This is a genomic window from Sphingomonas sp. DC4900 (genome assembly GCF_049896485.1).
Classification (GTDB): Bacteria; Pseudomonadota; Alphaproteobacteria; order Sphingomonadales; family Sphingomonadaceae; genus Sphingomonas; species Sphingomonas aquatilis.
On sequence record NZ_JAFCUK010000002.1, the window covers coordinates 33,881 to 55,465 of the forward strand.

The following is a 21,585-nucleotide window of genomic DNA, read 5'->3' on the forward strand; positions in this document are numbered from 1 at the left end:
GATAGGAAAGTGCAGGATCAGGGCAGGACGCCGCAGCCCGCCGCGGCCTTGCCGACCGACAGAGCGATCTTCGGGTCCTTCAGCTCGCCTGCGACGCGGATCAGGTCGCCCATCGTCAGCACGCCCGGATTGGGATCATTCTGCTTGTAGGCGGCAGCGGCACGGCCCAGCTGCTGCAGCTGGCCGAGCGTCAGGTCGCTTTGCAGCCGACCGCCGACGCAATCGGCGCGGCCTTCGTCCAGCCCATAACGCTGCAGCCCGGTCGAAATTCGCGTCGCGGGTGCAGCACAGGCGGCCAACGCCACCGCACCGCAAAACACCGTCGCTATCGTCCGGGTGTGACCCATGGCCGATCCTTGCCCTTGCCGGCCCCACAGCAGGGCCGGTTCGGGCGCATCAACCCATGTTAGGCTGGTCCGTTCCTGGTATCTTTGCGCAAATACCTAGTCAGGAAGCACTATTTCCAGCAGCCCGACTTGCTCGCGATACAGCTGTTCCAGCCGCAGATGGATCGCGCGCGATCCCATATCCGCTGCTTTTTCAGCACCTTGCCGATGCTCCTCCGCCCGGCGCCGCAAATAGGCCAGCTCCTCGGGGCCGGACCGGAAAACGGGTGTCTCTGAAGGCGTATCGGTCATGGGGCGGCACGCTAACGTGCTGTTCCACCGTGCCTATCGGCCAGGATGCACCCATGACATGGTAGATCGGTATGCCATTGCGCACGGGCATGACGGCATGACCAAAGGCCGCTAGGCTCGCTGCACGACGACCCGCACAGGGCTTGCGACAGGAGAGAGTGATGACCGACATGCCGCTGACCCGTATCGCGCTGCCCACCGGCGTGGAGCTCGACGTCGCGATCGCCGGCGATCCCACACATCCGCCGGTCATCCTGCTGCACGGCTTTCCCGAATCGCACCGCACATGGCGCGGCGTGATCCCCGATCTCGCCCGCGACCATTATGTCGTCGCGCCCGACCAGCGCGGCTTCGCCCGCTCCTCCAAGCCGCAGGGGGTGGAGGCCTATGCCGCCGAGCATATCCTCGCCGATCTGATCGCGCTCGCCGACCATCTCGGCATCGATCGCTTCACTTTGGTCGGCCACGACTGGGGCGGCGCGATCGCGTGGATGGCGGCGCTGACCCGGCCCGATCGCGTCGCGCGCCTCGTCATCGTCAACGCGCCGCATCCCCTGCTCTTCCAGCGCGCGCTGTTCGACGAGCCCGAGCAGCGCAAGGCCAGCCAGTACATCACCCGCTTCCGCGACACGGGCATCGACCAGGGCCTCGTCGGCGCGGGCCTCGAAAAATTTCTCGGCTCCACCTTCGCCCATCACGTGACGCACGCCATCGCCGGCGCGGACAAGGCCGCCTATCTGGACGAATGGTCGCAGCCGGGCGCGATGACCGCGATGCTCAACTGGTATCGCGCGTCTAAGGTGATCGTCCCCGCGATGGACGAAGCCCCGCCCCGCCCCGCCTTCTTCGACGCCCCCTTCCCGCCGGTGACGCAGGATACTCTGGTCATCTGGGGCATGCGCGATTCGGCGCTGCTGCCCGTGCTGGTCGATGGCCTGCCGCCCTATGTCCCGCAGCTCACGATCGAGAAGATCGACGCCGGCCATTTCGTGCCCTGGGAAAAGCCAGAGGCGGTGGTCGCGGCGATGCGGCGCTGGAATATCTGACGCCCCCACACCCACCCCCGTTCGCCCTGAGCCTGTCGAAGGGCGGGTCGCCACACACACCGCCATCTCCCGTGGCACCCGTGCTTCGACAGGCTCAGCACGAACGGGGTGGATGGGGCAGCAATGCGTTGATGCGAAACCGAAATAAAGGACAGTTACCTTTCCCCAAGATGACCAATGCATTCCTCACGCGTTAAGCGACGCGCGGTCACAAGACCGTTCTGCGTTACGCCCCAACCAAAGCGGGCGGTACGCGAACCGAGGAGTGAAACACATGCGTAAGATCATGATCGCGGCCCTCGCCGCCGCCACCATCCTGCCCGCCGGCGTTGCCAATGCGCAGAGCGCCCGCGAAGTCCGCCAGAGCGAACGCGAGCTGCGTCAGAGCCAGCGCGATCTCGCCGAAGCGCGCCGCTACGGCGACCGCCGCGACATCCGCGATGCGCGCCGCGAAGTGCGCGAGAATCGCCAGGAGCTGCGCGAGGATTGGCGCGACTATCGCCGCACGCACGGCGACGTCTATCGCCGCGGCACTTACGCCGGCCCGCGCGGCTATCGCTATCGCCCGGTGACCACCGGCTATCGCTTCGCGCCGAGCTATTACGGCCGCCAATATTGGATCAACGACTACGCGACCTATCGCCTGCCGCGCCCGGGCTACGGCTATCAGCGCTGGGTCCGCTACGGCAACGACGTCGTGCTGGTCGACACCCGCTCGGGCCGCGTCCTCCAGGTCTATAACCGCTTCTTCTACTAAGCGGGCATAACCCTCTCTCCGTCATCCCGGCCTTGAGCCGGGATCCCGCTTCCTCTTGGTCAGCCAAAAGCGGGACCCCGGATCAGGTCCGGGGTGACGGTGCAGCAAGCACCGGGGCGGCTCACGCCGTCCCGGTATCCGCCTCATACGCCCCGCGCCGCATCACATAGTCGCGTGTCTCATAAGGCGGCGACAGCCCTTCGACCCAGGCGCCATGCGCATGGGTCAGCGCCACCAGCTCCATCGGCGTGCTCCCCGGCCAGCCGCGCACGCGCACTTCATGCCGGTGCAGATCGCGATTGGGCTCCATCATCACCCAGCCGAGCGGCCGCTCCGCCGTGGCACGCGCGCCCGCTGCCGCCATCGCGTCGCCGATCCGCGCGCGTGTCGCGGGCGGCAGATATTGCCACACCACCGAATGCATCAGCACGCGCGTGACGCCCGCCTCCTGCGGTTCGGCGAGCCGCGCCTCCACCCAGTCCGCCGCATCGCCCTGCACCAAATCAACGCCATGCGCGCGCACCAGATCGATCGCCCGTGCCAGCCGTTCCTGCCGATCGGTCGCCTCCACCCACACATAGGCCTGCAACCGCCGCGCCTGGCGTTCATCGGACAGATCGACCGGCGCAATATCGACGCCCCTTACCCGCTCCACCGCGATCGGCACCGCCGGCGGCGGCGGCCCGCGCCAGTCGGGCGTGAGCATCAACGCCGCCTCCGCCGGCCCCACCCGCGTGCCGCCCAGGTCGAAACCATAATGCCCGATCATCAGGTTCAATCCCGCGCTCGACCCGATCTCGAGCAGCTCGACGTGCGGGCCGTAGCGCGCGGCGATATGCAGCAGCCCGGTCATCAGCCCCGCCGACCGCCCCGCCTCATTGGTCTGCGGCGGCCCGTCGAGCCACGGCCGGATCGCCGCATCGTGCCGCGCCAGCGTCGCCCGCAACACGTCGGCAATCGTCGCCGGATCGGTCGTCTCGCCCGCGAACACCCGTGACAGATCGGCGTCCGCGCCCGCGCGATGCAGCGCATGCAGCCCGCCGACGAGGCGCAGCACCAGCGCATCTGCCACCGGCTCGCCCGGCCAGTCGAGCACCGTCCGCCCCGTCGCCGTCGACCGATCCAGCGCCACGGGCAGCGCCTCGACGAGCCGCGTCGTCACCGGCGCGTCCATCGCCTTGCAATAGCCCGCCTGCACCTCGAACGACTTGAGATTCTCTGCCTCACTCGCCATCGACTCGCCTCCTGCCGGCGCCGTGTTGCGCCTGCTCCCCACCGCCAGTAAAGCCCCGCGCGTGCCGACACCTTTAGTCATCGCCGTGCCCAAGGGGCGCATCCTCTCCGAGGCCCTTCCCCTGCTCGCCCGCGCCGGTATCCATCCCGAAGCCGCGTTCGGCGACGAAAACAGCCGCGCGCTGCGCTTCGCCACCGATGTGCCGCATATCGAGCTGATCCGCGTCCGCGCCTTCGACGTCGCGACCTTCGTCGCGCACGGCGCCGCGCAGCTCGGCATCGTAGGGTCGGACGTGCTGGCCGAATTCGACTATTCCGAACTCTACGCCCCCGTCGATCTCGGCATCGGCCATTGCCGCATCTCGGTCGCCGAACCCGCCGCCATGGCCGCGACCGACGATCCGCGCGGCTGGAGCCATGTGCGCGTCGCGACCAAATATCCGCACATCACCGCTGCCCATTTCGCCAATCGCGGTGTGCAGGCCGAATGCGTCAAGCTGAACGGCGCGATGGAATTGGCGCCGACCCTGGGTCTCGCCCCGCGCATCGTCGACCTCGTCTCCTCGGGCCGCACGCTCAAGGAAAACGGCCTCGTCGAAGTGGAGGTGATCGCCGAAGTCACCAGCCGCCTGATCGTTAACCGCGCCGCGATGAAGACCCGCGCCGAAGTCGTGCCGCTGGTCGAGGCATTCCGTCGCGCCGTGGCGGAGTCCGCTCGATGATCCACCTCGACACCCGCGACGCCGGTTTCGCCGACGCCTTCACCTTTTTGGTCGACGGTCGCCGCGAAGCCGCCGCCGACGTCGCACGCGACGTCGCGACGATCATCCGCGCCGTCCGCGACGATGGCGAAGCAGCGATCCGCGCCTTCACGCAAAAGCTCGACCGCCACGACCTCAGCGAAACCGGCTGGCGCATCGAACCCGCCACCTGCGCCGCCGCCTATGACGCGCTCGACCCGCAGCTGCGCGACGCGCTCGACCTCGCCGCGACCCGCATCCGCGCCTATCACGAACGCCAGAAGCCGACCGACACCGATTATGTCGATGAGGCCGGCGTCCGGCTCGGCGCGCGCTGGCGCGGCGTCGATGCCGCGGGCATCTACGTCCCCGGCGGCCGCGCGGCTTACCCTTCGTCGCTGCTGATGAACGCCATCCCCGCCAAGGTCGCCGGCGTCGAGCGGCTGGTGATGGTCACCCCCACCCCCGATGGCGAGATCAACCCGCTCGTCCTCGCCGCCGCGCACCTGGCCGGCGTCGATGAAGTATGGCGCATCGGCGGCGCGCAGGCGATCGCCGCGCTCGCTTATGGCGCAGGCCGCATCGCGCCGGTCGATGTCGTCACCGGCCCCGGCAACGCCTGGGTCGCGGAGGCCAAGCGCCAGGTCTATGGCGTCGTCGGCATCGACATGGTCGCCGGCCCCAGCGAGATCGTCGTCGTCGCCGACGCCAAGAACGATCCGCAATGGACCGCCGCCGACCTGTTGAGCCAGGCCGAGCACGACACCACGACGCAGTCGATCCTGTTCACCGACGACGCCGACTATGCGCAGGCGGTCGCGCGGGCGGTGGACGAGGAACTGGCCATCCTTCCCACCGCCGCGGTCGCGCGCGCCGCATGGGACGCCAACGGCGCGATCATCGTCGTCGAGTCGCTGGAGGCCGCCTGCCCGCTTGTCAACCGCCTCGCCCCCGAACACCTCCAGCTCGCCGTCGATAACCCGCAGGCGCTGTTCGATAAGGTGCGCCACGCCGGCAGCGTCTTCCTCGGCCGCCACACGCCCGAAGCGATCGGCGATTATGTCGCCGGCCCCAACCACGTCCTCCCCACCGGCCGCCGCGCCCGCTTCGCCAGCGGCCTGTCGGTCCTCGACTTCATGAAGCGCACCAGCTTCCTCGGACTCGACGAAGCCGCACTCGCCAAGCTCGGCCCCGCGACCGTCGCCCTCGCCCATGCCGAAGGCCTCCCCGCCCATGCGCGGTCCGTGGCCCTGCGGTTGCGGCTTAACCGGTAGAGCGGGGGGACGCCCTGCTCACCGATGTGGTCAACGACGCCGTCGAGTGGATCGACGATCGCTTCGGGCGGAGAGCAGCTTGGTGCGCCGCGGTCATCGGAGTGCTGATGTTGACGGTCGGCACCCTGACCGTCGGCTACCTCCTGTCCGGCTAAGCCCAATCGACATTCGCATTAAATCAATTCCTCCCCGCCAGGAGGCAGCATCCGGCATCGTCTGCGAATTTGATCGCGAGCTCAAACGATTAAGCCCTACGACGGCATCAGCCACGCCCAGCAACAAAAATTAATATACATCAATTTCAGCGGCTTAAATTTAAGTTGCTGAAACAACGCATCTTTGTGCCGCCACGGACGTATCTCCGCCGCACCCGCCCCAGGGTGACCAGACAAAGGATGCCTCAGATGACCCGCTTCCAGTTCCGCGGCGCGATCGCCGCCGTCGCCCTGCTCGCCGCCGGTCCGGCGATGTCCGCCGCCAAGAACCCGATGGTCGGCGGCGCCGCGATGTACCCGACCAAGACGATCGTCGAAAACGCCTCGACCGCCAACAACCTGACCACGCTGGTGGCCGCGGTGAAGGCCGCCGGCCTCGTCGACACGCTGTCGGGCCCCGGCCCCTTCACCGTCTTCGCGCCGACCGACGCCGCGTTCAAGAAGCTGCCCGCCGGCACCGTCGACACGCTGGTGAAGCCCGAGAACAAGGCGCAGCTGACCAACATCCTCACCTATCACGTCGTCGCCGGCACGATGACGTCGAAGCAGATCGCCGCCGCGATCAAGGCCGGCGGTGGCAAGGCGACGCTCACCACCGTGCAGGGCGAACCGCTGACCGCGACGATGATGGGCGGCCGCCTCACGCTCACCGACGCCAAGGGCGGCATGAGCCACGTCAGCACCAAGGACGTGATGCAGTCGAACGGCGTCGTCCACGTCATCGACACCGTGTTGATGCCGTAAAGGATTGGCGGGGCCGGCCCATGCCGGGTCGGCCCCACATCCGCCCGCACACCAAGGGGTGACGGACGCCCCGCACGCCACTACATGCCCGCACGATGTCCCGTACCACCAACCGTACCCAGGCGCGCGCCGCCGCCCGTCTCGCCGCCGTTCAGGCGCTCTACCAGCATGAGATGGAGGGCACGCCGGTGCCCGCATTGCTCCACGAATTCCACAACCACCGCCTCGGCGCGACGATCGAGGATGCGGAATATGCCGAGGCCGACGTCGATTTCTTCGACGATCTGGTAAAGGGCACCACCGCGCGCGCGGGCGAGATCGACCTCGCGATCGAAAAGAAGCTCGCCAGCGGCTGGACGCTCGCTCGCCTCGACAAGCCGATGAAGGCGCTGCTGCGCGCCGGCACCTACGAACTGATGGCACGCAAGGACGTGCCGGTCGGCGCGACGATCAGCGAATATGTCGACGTCGCCCACGCCTTTTACGAACGCCGCGAATCGGGCTTCGTCAACGGCCTGCTCGACGCCATCGCCAAGGACGTCCGCTAACCCAAAGTCCTCCCCCGCCAGGGGGAGGTGGCACCGCGCAGCGGTGACGGAGGGGGAGGACACGGCAAGCCCGATCATCGCGCGGCACCGCCGCCCTCCCCCTCCACCCTTCGGCTGACGCCGAACGGTCCCCCTCCCCCTTGCGGGGGAGGACCGATGCAGGCTCTTTCTCCCACCCATGACCGAAGCCGACTTCCTCGCCGCCCTGCGCGCCCTCCCGCTCCACCCCGCCGCGCGCAGGCTGCGCGACGACAGTGCCCGCCTGACGCGCGCGCCCCTCGTCGTCACCACCGACACCTTGGTCGAGGGCGTCCACTTCCTCCCCACCGACACCCCCCAGGACGTCGCGTGGAAGCTCGTCGCGACCAACCTGTCCGACATTGCGGGCAAGGGCGGCAAGCCCGACGGCATCCTCCTGAACTACCCCCTCACCGACGACGCGTGGGATCGCGCCTTCCTCGAAGGCCTCGCTGCGGTACTGACCGCGTGCGACGCGCAGATCCTCGGCGGTGACACCGTCCGCCTGCCGCCCGGCGCGCCGCGTGTTCTCACCGTCACCGCCTTCGGCTGCGACACACCCGCCCCCCCACGCGGCGGCGCCGGCGAGAATGACGCGCTCTGGGTGACGGGCACGATCGGCGACGCCGGCGCCGGCCTCGCCATCGCGCAAGGCCAGCCCGGCCCCGCCGCCCTCGCGGCCCGCTACCGCCGCCCGACGCCGCGCCTCGCGGAAGGCCGCATCCTCGCGCGCCTCGCGCATGCGATGATGGACGTCAGCGACGGCCTGCTCATCGACGCCACGCGCATGGGCGCGGCGAGCAACCTCGCCGTGATCCTCGACCTCGCCGCCATTCCCCTGTCGCAAGCCTATCGCACCCACGCCGGCGAAGACCGCGCAGCCCGCCTGACGGCCGCCAGCGCCGGGGACGACTATGAACTCCTCTTCGCCATGCCCGCCAACGTCGTGCCCCCCGTGGACGCCACCCGCATCGGCCGCTTCGCCCGAGGCGAAGGCCTACACCTGTTCGACGGCGGAGAGCCAATCCCGCTCCCTGCTCGCCTGGGTTTCCAACACTAACCCCACCCACCCCGTCATTCCCGCCCCGCGAGGCTCGAAACGCCAACCCCACCCATCCCGTCACCCCGGACTCGTTCCGGGGTCCACCGGGCCGCAAGGGAACGGCAAGAGGCTCCAGCCTCCCCCTCGCCGCGCAGTGGACCCCGGACCAAGTCCGGGGTGACGAAACGCAAGCGGGAGCGACACCCACACCCACACCCACACCGTCATTCCCGCGCAGGCGGGAATCCATAACCTCTAACCTTCCGGCTCAAGCGAGACGCGCGCGTCTGGATTCCCGCCTGCGCGGGAATGACGAAAAGGAGCACCCCGCCCCGCGAGGCTCGAAACGCCAACCCCACCCACCCCGTCACCCCGGACTTGGTCCGGGGTCCACCGGGCCGCAAGGGAACGGCAAGAGCCTCCAGCCTCCCCCCTCGCCGCGAAGTGGACCCCGGACCAAGTCCGGGGTGACGGCGCGCAAGCGCAAGTGGCACCCGCCCCCCACACACACAACCCACCGCAACCCACAACCGCTTGCACTCCCCCCGTCCGCGCCATAGCCTCACCCGCAGCGCGCCAGACCGGGGGACATCGGCCGGCGACGTCAACAGGAGAAGGATTTGCGCGAATGACCACGGTCGCCCTCGCCATCCTCTGCGGCGTCATCGCCGTGGTCTATGGCTTCGTCACCAGCCAACAGGTGCTCCGCGCCTCTCCGGGCGACGCCCGGATGCAGGACATCGCCGCCGCCATCCAAGAAGGCGCCAAGGCCTATCTCGGCCGCCAGTACACCACCATCGCGATCGTTGGCGTCATTGTCGCCGCGATCCTGTTTCTCACGCTCAACGCGGTCTCCACCATCGGCTTCGTCGTCGGCGCGGTGCTGTCGGGCGTCGCGGGCTATGTCGGCATGAACATCTCGGTCCGCGCCAACGTCCGCACCGCCGAAGCCGCACGCACCTCGCTGCAGGGCGGGCTTACCATGGCGTTCCGCTCGGGCGCGGTCACCGGCATGCTCGTCGCGGGGCTCGGCCTGCTCGCGATCAGCACCTTCTTCTGGTATCTCACCGGCCCCGCTGGCCACGCCCCCAATGACCGCGTCATTGTCGAGGCGCTGACCGCGCTCGCGTTCGGCGCGTCGCTCATCTCGATCTTCGCGCGCCTCGGCGGCGGCATCTTCACCAAGGCGGCGGACGTCGGCGCCGATCTCGTCGGCAAGGTCGAAGCCGGCATTCCGGAGGACGATCCCCGCAATCCCGCGGTCATCGCCGACAACGTGGGTGACAACGTCGGCGACTGCGCGGGCATGGCCGCCGATCTGTTCGAAACCTATGTCGTCACGCTCGGCGTCACGATGATCTCGATCGCCCTGCTCATCCGCGCCGACGCCGCCGAGTTGATGCGCCTGATGAGCCTCCCGCTCATTGTCGGCGGCGTTTGCATCGTCACCTCGATCATCGGCACCTACATGGTCCGCCTCGGCAAGGGCAGCATCATGGGCGCGCTCTACAAGGGCTTCTGGACCAGCGCGCTGCTCTCCATCCCCGCCATCTACCTCGTCGCGCGCTACGTCCTCGGCGACCTCAACCGCACGATCGGCAGCGCCGGCTTCCTCGACGCGGTGTCCGACGACCTCACCACCGGCTTCGACGCCCCCCGCGCCGCCGCCGCGACCGCGCAGGCGTTCACGGGGATGGACCTGTTCTGGTGCATGGTCATCGGCCTCGCCGTCACCGGCCTGATCGTCTGGATCACCGAATATTACACCGGCACCAACTATCGCCCGGTGAAATCGATCGCCGCCGCCAGCCAGACCGGCCACGGCACCAATGTCATCCAAGGCCTCGCGATCAGCCTGGAGGCGACCGCGCTGCCGACGATCGTCATCGTCATCGCGGTCATCGCCACCTACCAGCTCGCCGGCATCATCGGCATCGCCTTCGCCGCCACCGCGATGCTCGCGCTCGCCGGCATGGTCGTGGCCCTCGACGCCTACGGCCCCGTCACCGACAACGCCGGCGGCATCGCCGAGATGGCGGGACTGCCCGACGACGTCCGCACCCGCACCGACGCGCTGGACGCGGTGGGCAACACCACCAAGGCGGTGACCAAGGGCTATGCGATCGGCTCCGCCGGTCTCGCCGCGCTCGTCCTGTTCGGCGCCTACACCACTGACCTCGCCACCTACTTCCCCGACGTCAGCGTAGATTTCAGCCTGTCCAACCCCTACGTCATCGTCGGGCTGCTGCTCGGCGCGCTATTGCCTTATCTGTTCGGCGCGTTCGGCATGACCGCGGTCGGCCGCGCGGCCGGCGCCGTGGTGGAGGAAGTCCGCGGCCAGTTCCGCGACAATCCCGGCATCATGGAAGGCACCAGCCGCCCGAACTACGGCCGCACCGTCGACCTCGTCACCCGCGCCGCGATCAAGGAAATGATCGTGCCCAGCCTGCTCCCGGTCCTCTCACCGGTCGCGCTCTACTTCATCATCCGCACCGTCGCCGGCCAGGCCCAGGGCTTCGCGTCGCTGGGCGCGATGCTGCTCGGCGTCATCGTCTCCGGCCTGTTCGTCGCCTTGTCGATGACCAGCGGCGGCGGCGCGTGGGACAATGCCAAAAAGTATATCGAAGACGGCAATTACGGCGGCAAAGGCTCCGAAGCCCACAAGGCCGCCGTCACGGGCGACACCGTCGGCGATCCGTACAAGGACACCGCCGGCCCCGCGGTCAACCCGATGATCAAGATCACGAATATCGTCGCGCTGCTCCTGCTGGCAGCCCTGGCCGGCAGCGGAGGCTGAGGCAGAGCCTCAGCAAGCGCGACCGGCCGGCGGACGGGCGGGAGCGCCTCCCGCCCGATCCGTCCGACGTCACGGGGAGTGGACGGTGAACGATGCCCCGCATCGTTCAGATCATGCCGGGGGCATGATTGACCTTCCACTTCTCCCGTGACGTCCGCCCTGACTTGCCACCAATTGACGCCGCACTAACCTGCGTTAGTCTCCCGTCACTGGCCTTGGGGAAGGCCGCCGGGGGGATTTCCATGCTTCGTACCTGCGCGCTGTCGCTCGCCACCGCTCTGTTCGCCACCACCGCCATCGCGCAGACGCCGCCCGCCACGACGCCCGCCGCACCCCCCGCCGCAGACGCCCCCATCCCCGCCGCGGTTTTCGCCCAGCTGCCCAGGTTCGAATCCCCCCGCCTGTCGCCCGACGGCACGCGCATCGCCGCGAAGATGGCGATCGACGGCGTCCAGAGCCTCGTCGTCATGCCGCTGTTCGACGGCAAGCCCGCCGCGTTGAAGGTCGGCGAGAATATGGACATCAACTGGTGGCGCTGGGTCGGCGATAAGTGGCTCGTCGCCGGCATCGGCAGCCAGTCGCACCTCGGCGGGGAGGACATCTACATCACCCGCATGGTCGGCCTCAGCGCCGATCTGAAGACGCTCAACCGGATCGACTGGAGCAATTCGGGCATCCGCGCCGACGACCTGCTCTGGTCGGCCAAGAACGGCAGCCCGCGCATCCTGTTCGCCCGCTCGACCGGGATCGACACGATGGCGGATATCTATCCGTCCGTGTGGGACGCCGACGTCTCGACCGGCAAGGTCCGTCGCGTCGCCGCCAGCCAGCCCGACGTATGGGACTGGTATGCCGACGGCGCCGGCACGCTGCGCATGGGCATCCGCTACATCGACGACACCGGCCGCGGCGCACTGCTGTATCGCGGCTCCAACGCCGAATCCTTCCGCACCATCGCACGCAGCGATTCGCGCAAGGAGCAGAGCTTCATCGTCCCCACCACCTTCCGCGCCGACGGCACCGCGCTTGCGACCAGCGACAGCGGCGGCCGCGACGCGCTGTACGAAGTCTCGCTGCCCGATCTGACGCTGGGCAAGAAGGTGTACGACCATCCCGGCTACGACATCGACGGCGTCGTCGAAAACCGCGACGGCAACGACGTGCTGGGGATCAGCGTCACCGACACGTTCGACCATATCGTCTGGCTCGATCCCGCTCTGAAGCGGATCCAGGCCGCCGCCGACGCCGCGGTCGGCAATCGCCGCGCGCGCATCGTCTCGCGCAGCGCCAGCGGTTCGCAGATGCTGGTCGAGGTCGGCAGCCCGTCGCAGGCCGGCGCGCTCTATTACTGGGATCTCGGCAGCGACCGCATGCAGCGCTACGCGTTTCAGAACGACACGCTCGCCGGGCGCAGCCTGTCGCCGGTCAAGACCGTCCATTACACCGCACGCGACGGCACGAAGATCGAGGCGATCCTGACGCTCCCCCGCCATCGCCCGAACGCGAAGAACCTGCCGCTGGTCGTCCTGCCCCACGGCGGCCCGATCGCGCGCGACAGCGAAGGCTGGGACTGGTGGGTCCAATATCTCGCCGAACAGGGCTATGCCGTCATCCAGCCCAATTACCGCGGCTCGTCCGGCTATGGCACCGCCTTCGTCAAGGCGGGCGAGGGCGAATGGGGCCTCAAGATGCAGGACGATCTCAACGATGCGATCACCTTCCTGGCGAAGGAGGGCATCGCTGATCCCAAGCGCGTCTGCATCGCCGGCGCGTCGTATGGCGGCTATGCCGCGCTCCGCGCCGCCCAGCGCGACGGCGCGCTCTATCGCTGCGCCATCTCCTATGCCGGCGTATCGGACCTTGCCGGCATCAAGAAATACGATGCGCAATTCCTCAACGGCAAGACGCTGGGCCGCTACTGGACCAAGCGCGCGACCGACCTGCACGCCGTCTCCCCCCGCTTCGGCGCCGATCAGGTAACGATCCCCGTCCTGCTGCTGCACGGCAAGGCCGACAAGCGCGTGCCGGTCAAACAATCCCGCCAGATGGCCGATGCGCTGAAATCCGCCGGCAAGCCCTATCAATATATCGAGCAGCCGCTGGGCGATCACCATTTCACCCGCAGCCAGGACCGGCTGGAATTCCTCACCGCAATGGGCGCGTTCCTGGCGAAGTATAATCCGGCGTGAGGGGGATTGCCGCACCCGGCCATCGCCCCGCGTATGACGAGGGTCGATTAACCCGCGGCGGGTGATTTGTCGTCGTCTTCCCACGGCTTCGCTCGCGCGACGCGGCAAATATTAACCCCGTTTTGACTGATCTCGATCAATTTGGGTGGATGGGAGAGACAGTCCGCACCGCGCGCCCATCGGGGACGCCATCCCGCACCATCTGGCTGGTCGCGGCATCGCTCTATTTCCTGTTCGCCGCCTCGACCATCCACCTCACCAGCGACGGCCGCACGATCGCGACGGTATGGCCCGCCAATGCCGTCCTCGTCGCGCTGCTGCTGCTCGATCGGCGCCCGCGCTGGTGGACGGTGCTCAGCGCCGGCCTCGTCGGCAATGTCGCCGCCAACTGGCTGACGCGGGGCAGCATCGCCGGCCCGCTGCTGTATGCGATCTCGAACGGGCTGGAGGTGGTGGTCGCCACCATCCTCATCCGCCGCGGCTCGGGGTCGATCGACCTGCTCCGCTCCACCGGCGCGCTGCTACGCTTCATCCTTGCCGCCGGCCTGATCGCGCCCGCGCTCAGCGGCGCGGCGGGCGCCGCCACCGCGACCCTCGTCTACGACCAGGCGTTCGTCGCCTCGTTCAAGACGTGGTTCCTCAGCGACGGCCTCGGCCTGCTCGTCTTCACGCCGGTGTTCATGGCCATCCTCGGCGGCCAGCTGACCGACTGTATCCGCAGCAAGTCGCCGATGCAGCGGCTGGAATCGCTCGCCTATCTCGGGTTGGTCGTCGCCACTGCCTATCTCGTCTTCTACGTGGCGGTGCTGCCCGCGCTGTTCCTGCTGTACGCGCCGGTCATGCTCGTCACCTTCCGCGTCGGGCCGCTCGGCACCAAGATGGCGGTCATGGCCATTGCGGTGATCGGCGCGTGCGCCACCGCGTCGGGCCATGGTCCGGTCGTGATGACGACCGGCGACCCGGTGCTCCAGGCGCATTTGTTTCAGTCCTTCCTCGCCATCATGCTGATCACCTGCCTGCCCGTCGCGGCGGAGATCGCCGCGCGCACCCGCCTGTCGCGCAAGCTGGAGGAACAGGCCGCCGAAGCGCATGCCGAGGCGATCACCGACACGCTCACCGGGCTGCTCAACCGCCGCGGCTTCGAACGCCGCGCCGGCGCACTGCTCGATCGCGCCGACTCGCCCTTGTGCTGCGTCGCGATCGACATCGATCATTTCAAGGGCATCAACGATTCCTGGGGCCATCCCTTCGGCGATCACGTGCTGCGCCACCTCGCCGCGACGCTGCGCGCCAACACCCGCCCCGACGATCTGATCGGTCGACTGGGCGGCGACGAGTTCGTGATGATCCTGCAGGTCGGCGATCACGACACGGGCGAGGCGATCTGCGCGCGCATCCAGGCCGCATTGCGCCAGCAGCCGATCGCCGCCGACGCCGCGACGCACGTCCTGCTCAGCATCAGCTGCGGCATCGCCGGCATCACGCCCCCCGATCGCCTGCGCGACGTCATCGCCCGCGCCGACGATGCGCTGTACCGGGCGAAGGCCGGCGGGCGTAACGGCTTCCGCTCGGCGGGGTGAGCGGGGCGGGCCTGCCGGGTCCGTCGCCGATTACCCGCCGCCAGGACCGGCTGCAATGCCTCACCGCGATGGACGCATTGCTGGCAAACTGTAATTCGGGCTGAAGCGCCGCGCCGGGGACGACGCCGCGACGCGTCCGATGCGCCCGAATCGACCACCGATTCGCCCGGCCCCCGGCCCGCCGGACGCAATGATTCGGTAAGCCCGCGATTACATCAGACAGATCGATGCAGGGCGCCCAAAATTCCCGAGCCGGCCATTGGTTTCACAACGCACCGCTATTTTTCCGCCGCACGCGAAAATCGTCGCCTGCGGGCCGTTTTCCGACGCGCTGCAAAGCGGCGTTAACGATTGGACCGTTATCGACATGTCGTGGCGGTAACGATGACGGCAAATATCCGTGAAGGTCGATTCCCGGCCGTCACAGGATAGATCGTCGGCCCGCCGCAGACATGAGCCATTCCTGTCCATCTTCCGTCGTGATGCGCGACGATCATCAACGGATGCACCCCCATGCGTTTCTTCGACAACCTGTCCATGCCGCGAAAACTGATACTCTGTCTCGGCTTGATTCTTGCCCTCACCTTGCTGGCCAATTTCGTTATCTATACGAAACAGAACCAAGTCCGCGAAACGACGGCGATCAACGAACATACGTACAAGGTCATCGCCGCGTCGAACAAGCTGGTCGAAGCGATGGTGAACCAGGAAACCGGCTTCCGCGGCTACCTGCTGACCGCCGATCGCGCCTTCCTCGCGCCATATACGCAGGGCAGCGCCGACTTCGACAAGGCCATCGACGAAGCGCGCGGGCTGACCTCGGACAACCCGCAGCAGCAGACCCGGCTGGCGCAGGTGGAGGCCCTCGCCCGGCGCTGGCGCAGCGAGGTCGCCGAACGCAACATCGCGCTGATGGGCGCGCCGGCGACGCAGGCTGCGGCGCGTGCCAGCATGCTCGACGGCACCGGCAAGGCGCTGATGGACGAGCTGCGCACCCGCGTCGGCAGCGTGATCGGCACGGAACGATCCCTGCTCGCCACGCGCTCCGCATCGCAGGCGGCGGCCTTTTCCACGATCACCCAGACGATCCTCGGCAGTATGATCCTAGGCGTGGTCCTGTCGATCGGCATGGGCCTGCTGATGACGCGCGCCATCGCCCGGCCGCTGGAACGCGTGACCGCCAAGCTCGGCATGCTCGCCGATCCGATCGCCACCGATCGTCATGACGAGATCGGCCGGATGGAAGGCAGCGTCGCCGGTGTCGAGGCGGCGTTCGGCGACTTCTCGCGCGTCGTTGGCGAACTCTCGCAGGGCAATCTGTCGGCCCGGCTGGAACGCGACTACGGCGGGCTCAGCAGCGCCTTCGGCAGCGCGATCGGTGCGATGGTCGATCGGCTGCGCAGCGTGATCGGCGATGCCATCGGCGCGGCGCAGAACGTCGCCTCGGCCAGCCAGCAACTGTCGTCGTCCTCGGATCAGGTCAGCCAGGGCGCGACCGAACAGGCCGCCGCGACCGAAGAGGCATCGGCCTCGATGGAAGAGATGGCGGCGAACATCAAACAGAACGCCGACAATGCGGCGCAGACGCAGAAGATGGCGCACCAGTCGTCGCAGGCGGCCGAGGCGAGCGGCACCGCCGTCGCCCAGGCGGTCGAGGCGATCCGCTCCATCGTCGATCGCATCGCCATCGTGCAGGAAATCGCGCGCCAGACCGATCTGCTCGCGCTCAACGCCGCGGTCGAGGCCGCGCGCGCCGGCGAACACGGCCGCGGCTTCGCAGTGGTCGCCGCAGAGGTCCGCAAGCTTGCCGAACGCAGCCAGGTCGCCGCGGGCGAGATCGGCGGCATGTCCACCGAAACGATGGCCGCCGCCGCGCAGGCAGGCGACATGCTGGCAAAGCTCGTCCCCGACATCCGCCGCACCACCGAGTTGGTGAACGAGATCAGCGCCGCCTGCCGCGAACAGGATATCGGCGCTGCGCAGGTCAATCAGGCGCTGCAACAGCTCGATCAGGTGATGCAGCAGAATGCGGCGGCGGCCGAGGAGATATCGGCAACGTCGCAGGAAATGGCCGGTCGCGCCGAGGAACTCGAAGGCAGCATCGCCTATTTCAAGCTCGACGACGACGCGACACCGGCGCCCCGCACGCCCGTCCGCGCCGCCGCGGCTTCCAAGGCCCGAAAGCCCGGCGCCGTCCGTACGAAGGGCCTCGCGCTGACCTTGGGCAAAGCCGATGCCGAGGACGCCCACTTCCACCGCGCTGCCTGACGCGGCGCCCCTCCGCTGCCGGTGATCATCCACCGGCAGCGGACCCGTTTTTCCCCTGTCCTACACGCCCCGAATATGCATCATCCCCGGAACGCTCTTTGATACGTCCGGCCCCACCCCCTGCGCTCCCTGCGCATGAGGGGATCTCCGGCACATGACGTACCGTCCACTTCATCCACTTCCGAGGGCGCCGCTACGACTTGCGAATCGCCCCCGCCGCCCCCATCTTGCATCCTGCAAGGCCTTGCGACTCGCTGCCCCCTGTTGGACCGGCGCCGCCCGTCCGCCTTGCTTCCCTTTTTCGGCGACTTGCGCTAAGGGCGCGCCCGAACACGCGAACAGAGGTTGATTTTTGGCCAAGGAAGAACTGCTCGAGATGCGCGGCCGCGTGGTGGAATTGCTCCCCAACGCGATGTTCCGTGTACAGCTCGAAAACGACCACGAAATTCTCGGCCATACTGCCGGCAAGATGCGCAAGAACCGCATCCGCGTGCTGGTCGGTGACGAGGTGCTGGTCGAACTGACCCCGTACGACCTGACCAAGGGGCGGATCACCTACCGCTTCATGCCCGGCCGCGGCGGCCCCGGCCCGCAATAAGCGGCGGCGGCACCCGCGTGCCGCCCGACCTTATGCCACTGGTTCTCGCCTCTTCCTCGCCGCGCCGGCGCGATCTGCTGGCGCGTCTCGGCGTCGTGCCCGATCGCATCGCCGCGCCCGCGATCGACGAAACCCCGCGCCCCCGCGAACTACCCCGCGTCTATGCTCAGCGCCTCGCCGTCGAAAAGGCGCTGGCGGTGGAGCGCGCACCGGACGAGACGGTCATCGCCGGCGACACCACGATCGCGCTCGGCCGCGCGATCCTGCCGCCCGCCGAGACCGAGGCGATCCAGCGCGACCTGCTGCTCCGCCTGTCGGGCCGTCGCCACCACGCGCTGTCGGCGATCTGCGTGATCGGCCCAGACGGCACGCAGCGCACGCGCCTGTCCGACACGATCGTCGCCTTCCGCCCGCTCTCCCCCGCCGAGATCGACGCCTATATCGCGTGCGGCGAAGGCCTTGGAAAGGCCGGCGGTTACGCCATCCAGGGCCGCGCCGAAGCCTTCGTCCGCTTCCTCCACGGCAGCCATTCGGGCGTCATCGGCCTGCCGCTGACCGAAACCCGCGCCCTCCTCCGCGCCGCCGGTCTGCCCCTTGCCTGAATGGGTCTATGAAGCCGGCATCGGCGAAGCCCGCGCCGCGCTGATCGAGGACGATCGCATCGTCGAAGCCGCGATCGAACTGCCGAACACGCTCCGCCTCGGCACCGTCGCCAGGGCCCAGCTGGTCGAGCTGACCGCCGGCGGCATGGGCCGCCTGTCGATCGCCGGCGAGGACGCGGTCCTCCCCCGCATCCCCAAAGGGCTGACCAAGGGCGCGACCCTCACCGTCGAGATCGTCCGCGAAGCCATCCCCGAACCCGGCCGCCCCAAGCCGCCGCGCGCCGTGGCGACCGACGCTACGCCCGCCGACGGCCCGGACCTGCTCGCCCGCCTCCACGCCACCGGCCATCCCGTCCGCACGCTCCGCCCCCACGAATCCGACGCGCTGGAAGCAGCCGGCTGGTCCGAACTGCTCGAAGAGGCGATGGACGGTGCGATCGCCTTCCCGCTCGGCGCGCTGCGCCTGTCGCCCACCCCGGCGATGACGCTGTTCGACGTCGACGGCCCGCCCCCGCTCGAAGCGCTCGCCGTCGCCGCGGCGAAGGCGGTCGCCGCAGCGATACGCCGTCACGGCATCGGCGGTTCGATCGGCATCGATTTTCCGACGCTGGAGGGGAAGGCGGCACGCCAGGCGGTCGCCGAAGCGCTCGACGCCGCGCTGGTGCCGCCGTTCGAACGCACTGCGGTCAACGGTTTCGGTTTCCTGCAGATCGTCCGTCCCCGCCCCCGCGCCTCGCTGCCCGAACTGCTCCGCACCGATCCGGTCGGCGCCGCGACCCGGGCGCTGCTGCGCCGGCTGGAGCGCGAGCCCCCCGGCAGCCCGCTGCATCACCGCCTGCCCGCCCCCGTCCACGCCCGCCTCACCGGCCGCACCGACTGGCTGGCCGAGCTTGCACGCCGCACCGGCGTTACCCATCTGTTCGACAGCCTATGACCGTCACGACCTGCCCGATCTGCGACAAAGCCGTCGATCCGCTCCACACGCCCTTCTGCTCGCGCGGCTGCCGCGATCGCGACCTGCTGCAATGGCTGGGCGAAGGATATCGCATCCCGGTGCAAAATGATGCGCATGAGGGGCTGGACAGCACCGGCGGGGACCATTAGAGGCGCGACTTCCGAACGCGAAGCCTTCGCGTGACGGCCCTGCCCGGGTAGCTCAGTTGGTAGAGCATGCGACTGAAAATCGCAGTGTCGGCGGTTCGAATCCGTCCCCGGGCACCACTTCCCACATCGATGATCACACCGCCGGCAGCGGCCCCGTGCCGTTGAACAGCCCCGCCTGATAATCGCGGATCGCCTGGCCGATCTCCTCACGGGTGTTCATCACGAACGGCCCATGCGCCACCACCGGCTCGCCGATCGGATCGGCATGGCCGTACAGCAGCACGGCATCGTCGCTCGCGGTCAGGTCCACCGAATCACCGTCGTCGCGCACCGTCGCCAGATGCCAGTGCGGCACGCTCCGCCCGCCGATCGCCACGGTGCCGGCAACGACATACAGGAACACCGACCGTCCCTTGGGCGCCGGCAGCGTCACCGCCGCACCGCCACGCAGCCGCACGGTCGACAGCATCACCCCGGTCAGCGACCGGATCGGTCCCTCCGCGTCGCCGAACCGCCCCGACACCAATGCGACGCTGCCCGCGTCGTCCGGCAGCGGAACCACGGGGATCGCATCGGCCTGCAAGCCGGTATAGGCCGGCGCGGTCATCTTCAGCCGGCCGGGCAGGTTCACCCACAATTGCAGGATCTCCATCGGCCCGCCGTCGCGCTTGAACGCGGGCGGCGAGATTTCGGCGTGGATCAGCCCCGACCCCGCCGTCATCCACTGCACGCCGCCCGCTTCGATGATGCTGGCATGGCCGCCGGTATCGTGATGCGCCAGGCTGCCGTCGAGGATGAACGTTACCGTCTCGAACCCGCGATGCGGATGCGGCCCGAACGGCAGGCCGCTGTTGCCGGGGGCGTAGATCTGCGGGCCATGATGGTTGAGGAACAGGAACGGATCGACCTGCTCCAGCCCCGGACCCGGCACCGGCCGCCGCGTGACCAGATCGCCGATATCGTCGCGATGGGCGGGGTGGATGGCGGCAAGCGTGCGGGCGGTCATGCGAAAGGCTCCTTCCCGCTCAAGATGGCGGCGATGCCGCGCAGCGACAACGCCCGCAGCGGGAACGCTGCGTTTCGTACGACCATCGATACGGACAGTGGGGAGCTTCTGTTGCCCGGTGCTCCCCGTACCGCTGGAATCCCCTTCTGTTGCCCGGTGGGGTCCAACCGCGCTATTTTGGAGTAACCTTAGGCCGTGAGGCCCTCAGTTACGCCGCAATCGCGAGTGCTTCGTTATCGTTGGCACTTGTGTAATGGGCCGTTGCGGTGGTCCCATTCCGAGCGAAAGACAGCGCTTTTCAACACACGTCGATCCTAGTTCGGCCCCGTCATCGACGCTGTGCCAATCGCCAGCACGCATGAAGCGTGCCGCCGAGCGGCTCAGCGTCGGTGGTGGAGCCGCCGGGTACTGCCCCCGGGTCCGCTGCGCCTATTTAACGCCACCGTTTATCGCCATAGCCGGCTGGAAGCCGGCCCAGTCGATATAGGGGCAGCGTCACGTCCCTGCAATCCACGCCTTTCGTTAGCCACAATATCCGGCCATAGCGGCGCCATCATGTTGACCCAGCGTTCCCGTTACGCGTTGCGCGCGATGCTGTTTCTCGCCGAAGCACCCGCCGCCAGCCCGCCGATCCCGATGGGCAAGATCGCCGTCGCCGCCAATGTGCCGCGCAAGTTCCTGGAACTGATCCTGGCCGATCTGCGCGATGCCGGCTTCATCCAGAGCACGCGCGGCAAGATGGGCGGCTACGTCCTCGCGCGGCCCGCGCACCTCATTTCGCTGGGCGACGTGATCCGCGTGATCGAAGGACCGCTCGCGCTCGTCCCCTGCGTCAGCCGTACCGCCTACCGTCCGTGCAAGGATTGCAAGAGCGAGGCCGATTGCGCCATCCGCCACGCGATGATGCGCGTCCGCGACGAAACCGCCCGCATCCTCGACGGCACCAGCCTCGCCGACGCCACCGCCGACAAACTCGTCGCGGCGTAAAGCCCCCCATCCCCGTCATCCCGGCCTTGAGCCGGGATCCCGCTTCTTCTTCCCACCGATATCGGGACCCCGGATCACGTCCGGGGTGACGATGGTGGCAAGGCCCATTACGGCTGGGTCGCCGACCAGCGCGTCACGCCATGCCCCCATTCCTCCCCCGCCAGGGGGAGGTGGCAGCGAAGCTGACGGAGGGGGAGGT

General features: G+C 68.4%; 20 protein-coding genes, 1 tRNA gene and 1 other RNA gene. 17 read left to right on the forward strand and 5 right to left on the reverse strand.

The window, feature by feature from the left end; all coding sequences use genetic code 11:
* Positions 1–17 precede the first annotated feature (17 nt).
* Positions 18–347 (reverse strand): hypothetical protein, encoded by a 330-nt coding sequence (locus tag ACP690_RS02670; protein WP_426260053.1) that lies wholly within the window; start codon positions 345–347, stop codon positions 18–20.
* Between the two features lie 96 nt (positions 348–443).
* Entirely contained in the window at positions 444–638 is a 195-nt protein-coding gene (locus tag ACP690_RS02675; protein ID WP_192929965.1) for a hypothetical protein, read from the reverse strand.
* Between the two features lie 161 nt (positions 639–799).
* Between ACP690_RS02675 and ACP690_RS02680 the strand changes: the two genes are divergently transcribed.
* Together ACP690_RS02680 and ACP690_RS02685 are read left to right on the forward strand one after the other, a co-directional pair.
* Positions 800–1,684, forward strand: a complete 885-nt coding sequence (locus tag ACP690_RS02680) for an alpha/beta fold hydrolase (RefSeq protein WP_426260054.1) — start codon at positions 800–802, stop codon at positions 1,682–1,684.
* A 274-nt stretch (positions 1,685–1,958) separates the two neighbouring features.
* Positions 1,959–2,441, forward strand: a complete 483-nt coding sequence (locus ACP690_RS02685; RefSeq protein ID WP_426260055.1) for an RcnB family protein — start codon at positions 1,959–1,961, stop codon at positions 2,439–2,441.
* Between the two features lie 121 nt (positions 2,442–2,562).
* Here the strand turns inward: ACP690_RS02685 and ACP690_RS02690 are convergent, their stop codons facing one another.
* A complete protein-coding gene (locus ACP690_RS02690) occupies positions 2,563–3,675 on the reverse strand; it encodes a DUF2332 domain-containing protein (protein ID WP_426260056.1) in 1,113 nt (370 codons plus the stop codon).
* 61 nt (positions 3,676–3,736) lie between these two features.
* Here ACP690_RS02690 and hisG point away from each other — a divergent pair, with 61 nt between their 5' ends.
* From hisG to ACP690_RS02760, 14 genes are all read left to right on the forward strand, one after another.
* Positions 3,737–4,396, forward strand: coding sequence for an ATP phosphoribosyltransferase (hisG, locus tag ACP690_RS02695; RefSeq protein ID WP_426260057.1), 660 nt, complete (start codon positions 3,737–3,739; stop codon positions 4,394–4,396).
* Entirely contained in the window at positions 4,393–5,688 is a 1,296-nt protein-coding gene (gene hisD / locus ACP690_RS02700) for a histidinol dehydrogenase (protein WP_426260058.1), read from the forward strand. Before hisG ends, hisD begins: the two co-directional genes overlap by 4 nt.
* 404 nt (positions 5,689–6,092) lie before the next feature.
* A complete protein-coding gene (locus tag ACP690_RS02705; protein ID WP_017977815.1) occupies positions 6,093–6,647 on the forward strand; it encodes a fasciclin domain-containing protein in 555 nt (184 codons plus the stop codon).
* Between the two features lie 95 nt (positions 6,648–6,742).
* Positions 6,743–7,195, forward strand: a complete 453-nt coding sequence (nusB, locus tag ACP690_RS02710; protein ID WP_043060415.1) for a transcription antitermination factor NusB — start codon at positions 6,743–6,745, stop codon at positions 7,193–7,195.
* Between the two features lie 178 nt (positions 7,196–7,373).
* The gene (thiL, locus tag ACP690_RS02715; protein ID WP_426260059.1) at positions 7,374–8,273 is read left to right on the forward strand and encodes a thiamine-phosphate kinase; all 900 of its coding nucleotides are present in this window, start codon (positions 7,374–7,376) and stop codon (positions 8,271–8,273) included.
* 610 nt (positions 8,274–8,883) lie between these two features.
* The gene (locus ACP690_RS02720; RefSeq protein ID WP_426260060.1) at positions 8,884–11,052 is read left to right on the forward strand and encodes a sodium-translocating pyrophosphatase; all 2,169 of its coding nucleotides are present in this window, start codon (positions 8,884–8,886) and stop codon (positions 11,050–11,052) included.
* A gap of 242 nt (positions 11,053–11,294) precedes the next feature.
* On the forward strand, positions 11,295–13,241 hold the full coding sequence (locus ACP690_RS02725; RefSeq protein ID WP_426260061.1) for an alpha/beta hydrolase family protein: 1,947 nt from the start codon (positions 11,295–11,297) through the stop codon (positions 13,239–13,241).
* 149 nt (positions 13,242–13,390) lie between these two features.
* Positions 13,391–14,821: a sensor domain-containing diguanylate cyclase gene (locus ACP690_RS02730; protein WP_426260062.1), complete on the forward strand. Its 1,431-nt coding sequence runs from the start codon at positions 13,391–13,393 to the stop codon at positions 14,819–14,821.
* Positions 14,822–15,334: 513 nt separating this feature from the next.
* Complete coding sequence (locus ACP690_RS02735; protein WP_426260063.1) at positions 15,335–17,089, forward strand: methyl-accepting chemotaxis protein; 1,755 nt, start codon at positions 15,335–15,337, stop codon at positions 17,087–17,089.
* Positions 17,090–17,441: 352 nt separating this feature from the next.
* The gene (infA, locus tag ACP690_RS02740; RefSeq protein WP_017977808.1) at positions 17,442–17,687 is read left to right on the forward strand and encodes a translation initiation factor IF-1; all 246 of its coding nucleotides are present in this window, start codon (positions 17,442–17,444) and stop codon (positions 17,685–17,687) included.
* Positions 17,688–17,719: 32 nt separating this feature from the next.
* Complete coding sequence (locus ACP690_RS02745; protein WP_294211098.1) at positions 17,720–18,289, forward strand: Maf family protein; 570 nt, start codon at positions 17,720–17,722, stop codon at positions 18,287–18,289.
* The gene (locus ACP690_RS02750) at positions 18,282–19,223 is read left to right on the forward strand and encodes a ribonuclease (protein ID WP_426260064.1); all 942 of its coding nucleotides are present in this window, start codon (positions 18,282–18,284) and stop codon (positions 19,221–19,223) included. The genes ACP690_RS02745 and ACP690_RS02750 overlap by 8 nt, the downstream gene beginning before the upstream one ends.
* On the forward strand, positions 19,220–19,393 hold the full coding sequence (locus ACP690_RS02755; RefSeq protein ID WP_426260065.1) for a DNA gyrase inhibitor YacG: 174 nt from the start codon (positions 19,220–19,222) through the stop codon (positions 19,391–19,393). The genes ACP690_RS02750 and ACP690_RS02755 overlap by 4 nt, the downstream gene beginning before the upstream one ends.
* Positions 19,394–19,434: 41 nt before the next feature.
* A tRNA-Phe gene (locus tag ACP690_RS02760) sits at positions 19,435–19,510 on the forward strand.
* Between the two features lie 16 nt (positions 19,511–19,526).
* Here ACP690_RS02760 and ACP690_RS02765 read toward each other — a convergent pair.
* Together ACP690_RS02765 and ssrA are read right to left on the reverse strand one after the other, a co-directional pair.
* Positions 19,527–20,399 (reverse strand): pirin family protein, encoded by an 873-nt coding sequence (locus ACP690_RS02765; protein ID WP_426260066.1) that lies wholly within the window; start codon positions 20,397–20,399, stop codon positions 19,527–19,529.
* A 134-nt stretch (positions 20,400–20,533) separates the two neighbouring features.
* Positions 20,534–20,912: a transfer-messenger RNA gene (gene ssrA / locus ACP690_RS02770) on the reverse strand.
* A gap of 42 nt (positions 20,913–20,954) precedes the next feature.
* On the opposite strand from ssrA, the gene ACP690_RS02775 reads away from it, so the two are divergent.
* Positions 20,955–21,386, forward strand: a complete 432-nt coding sequence (locus ACP690_RS02775) for an RrF2 family transcriptional regulator (RefSeq protein WP_426260067.1) — start codon at positions 20,955–20,957, stop codon at positions 21,384–21,386.
* Positions 21,387–21,585 lie beyond the last annotated feature (199 nt).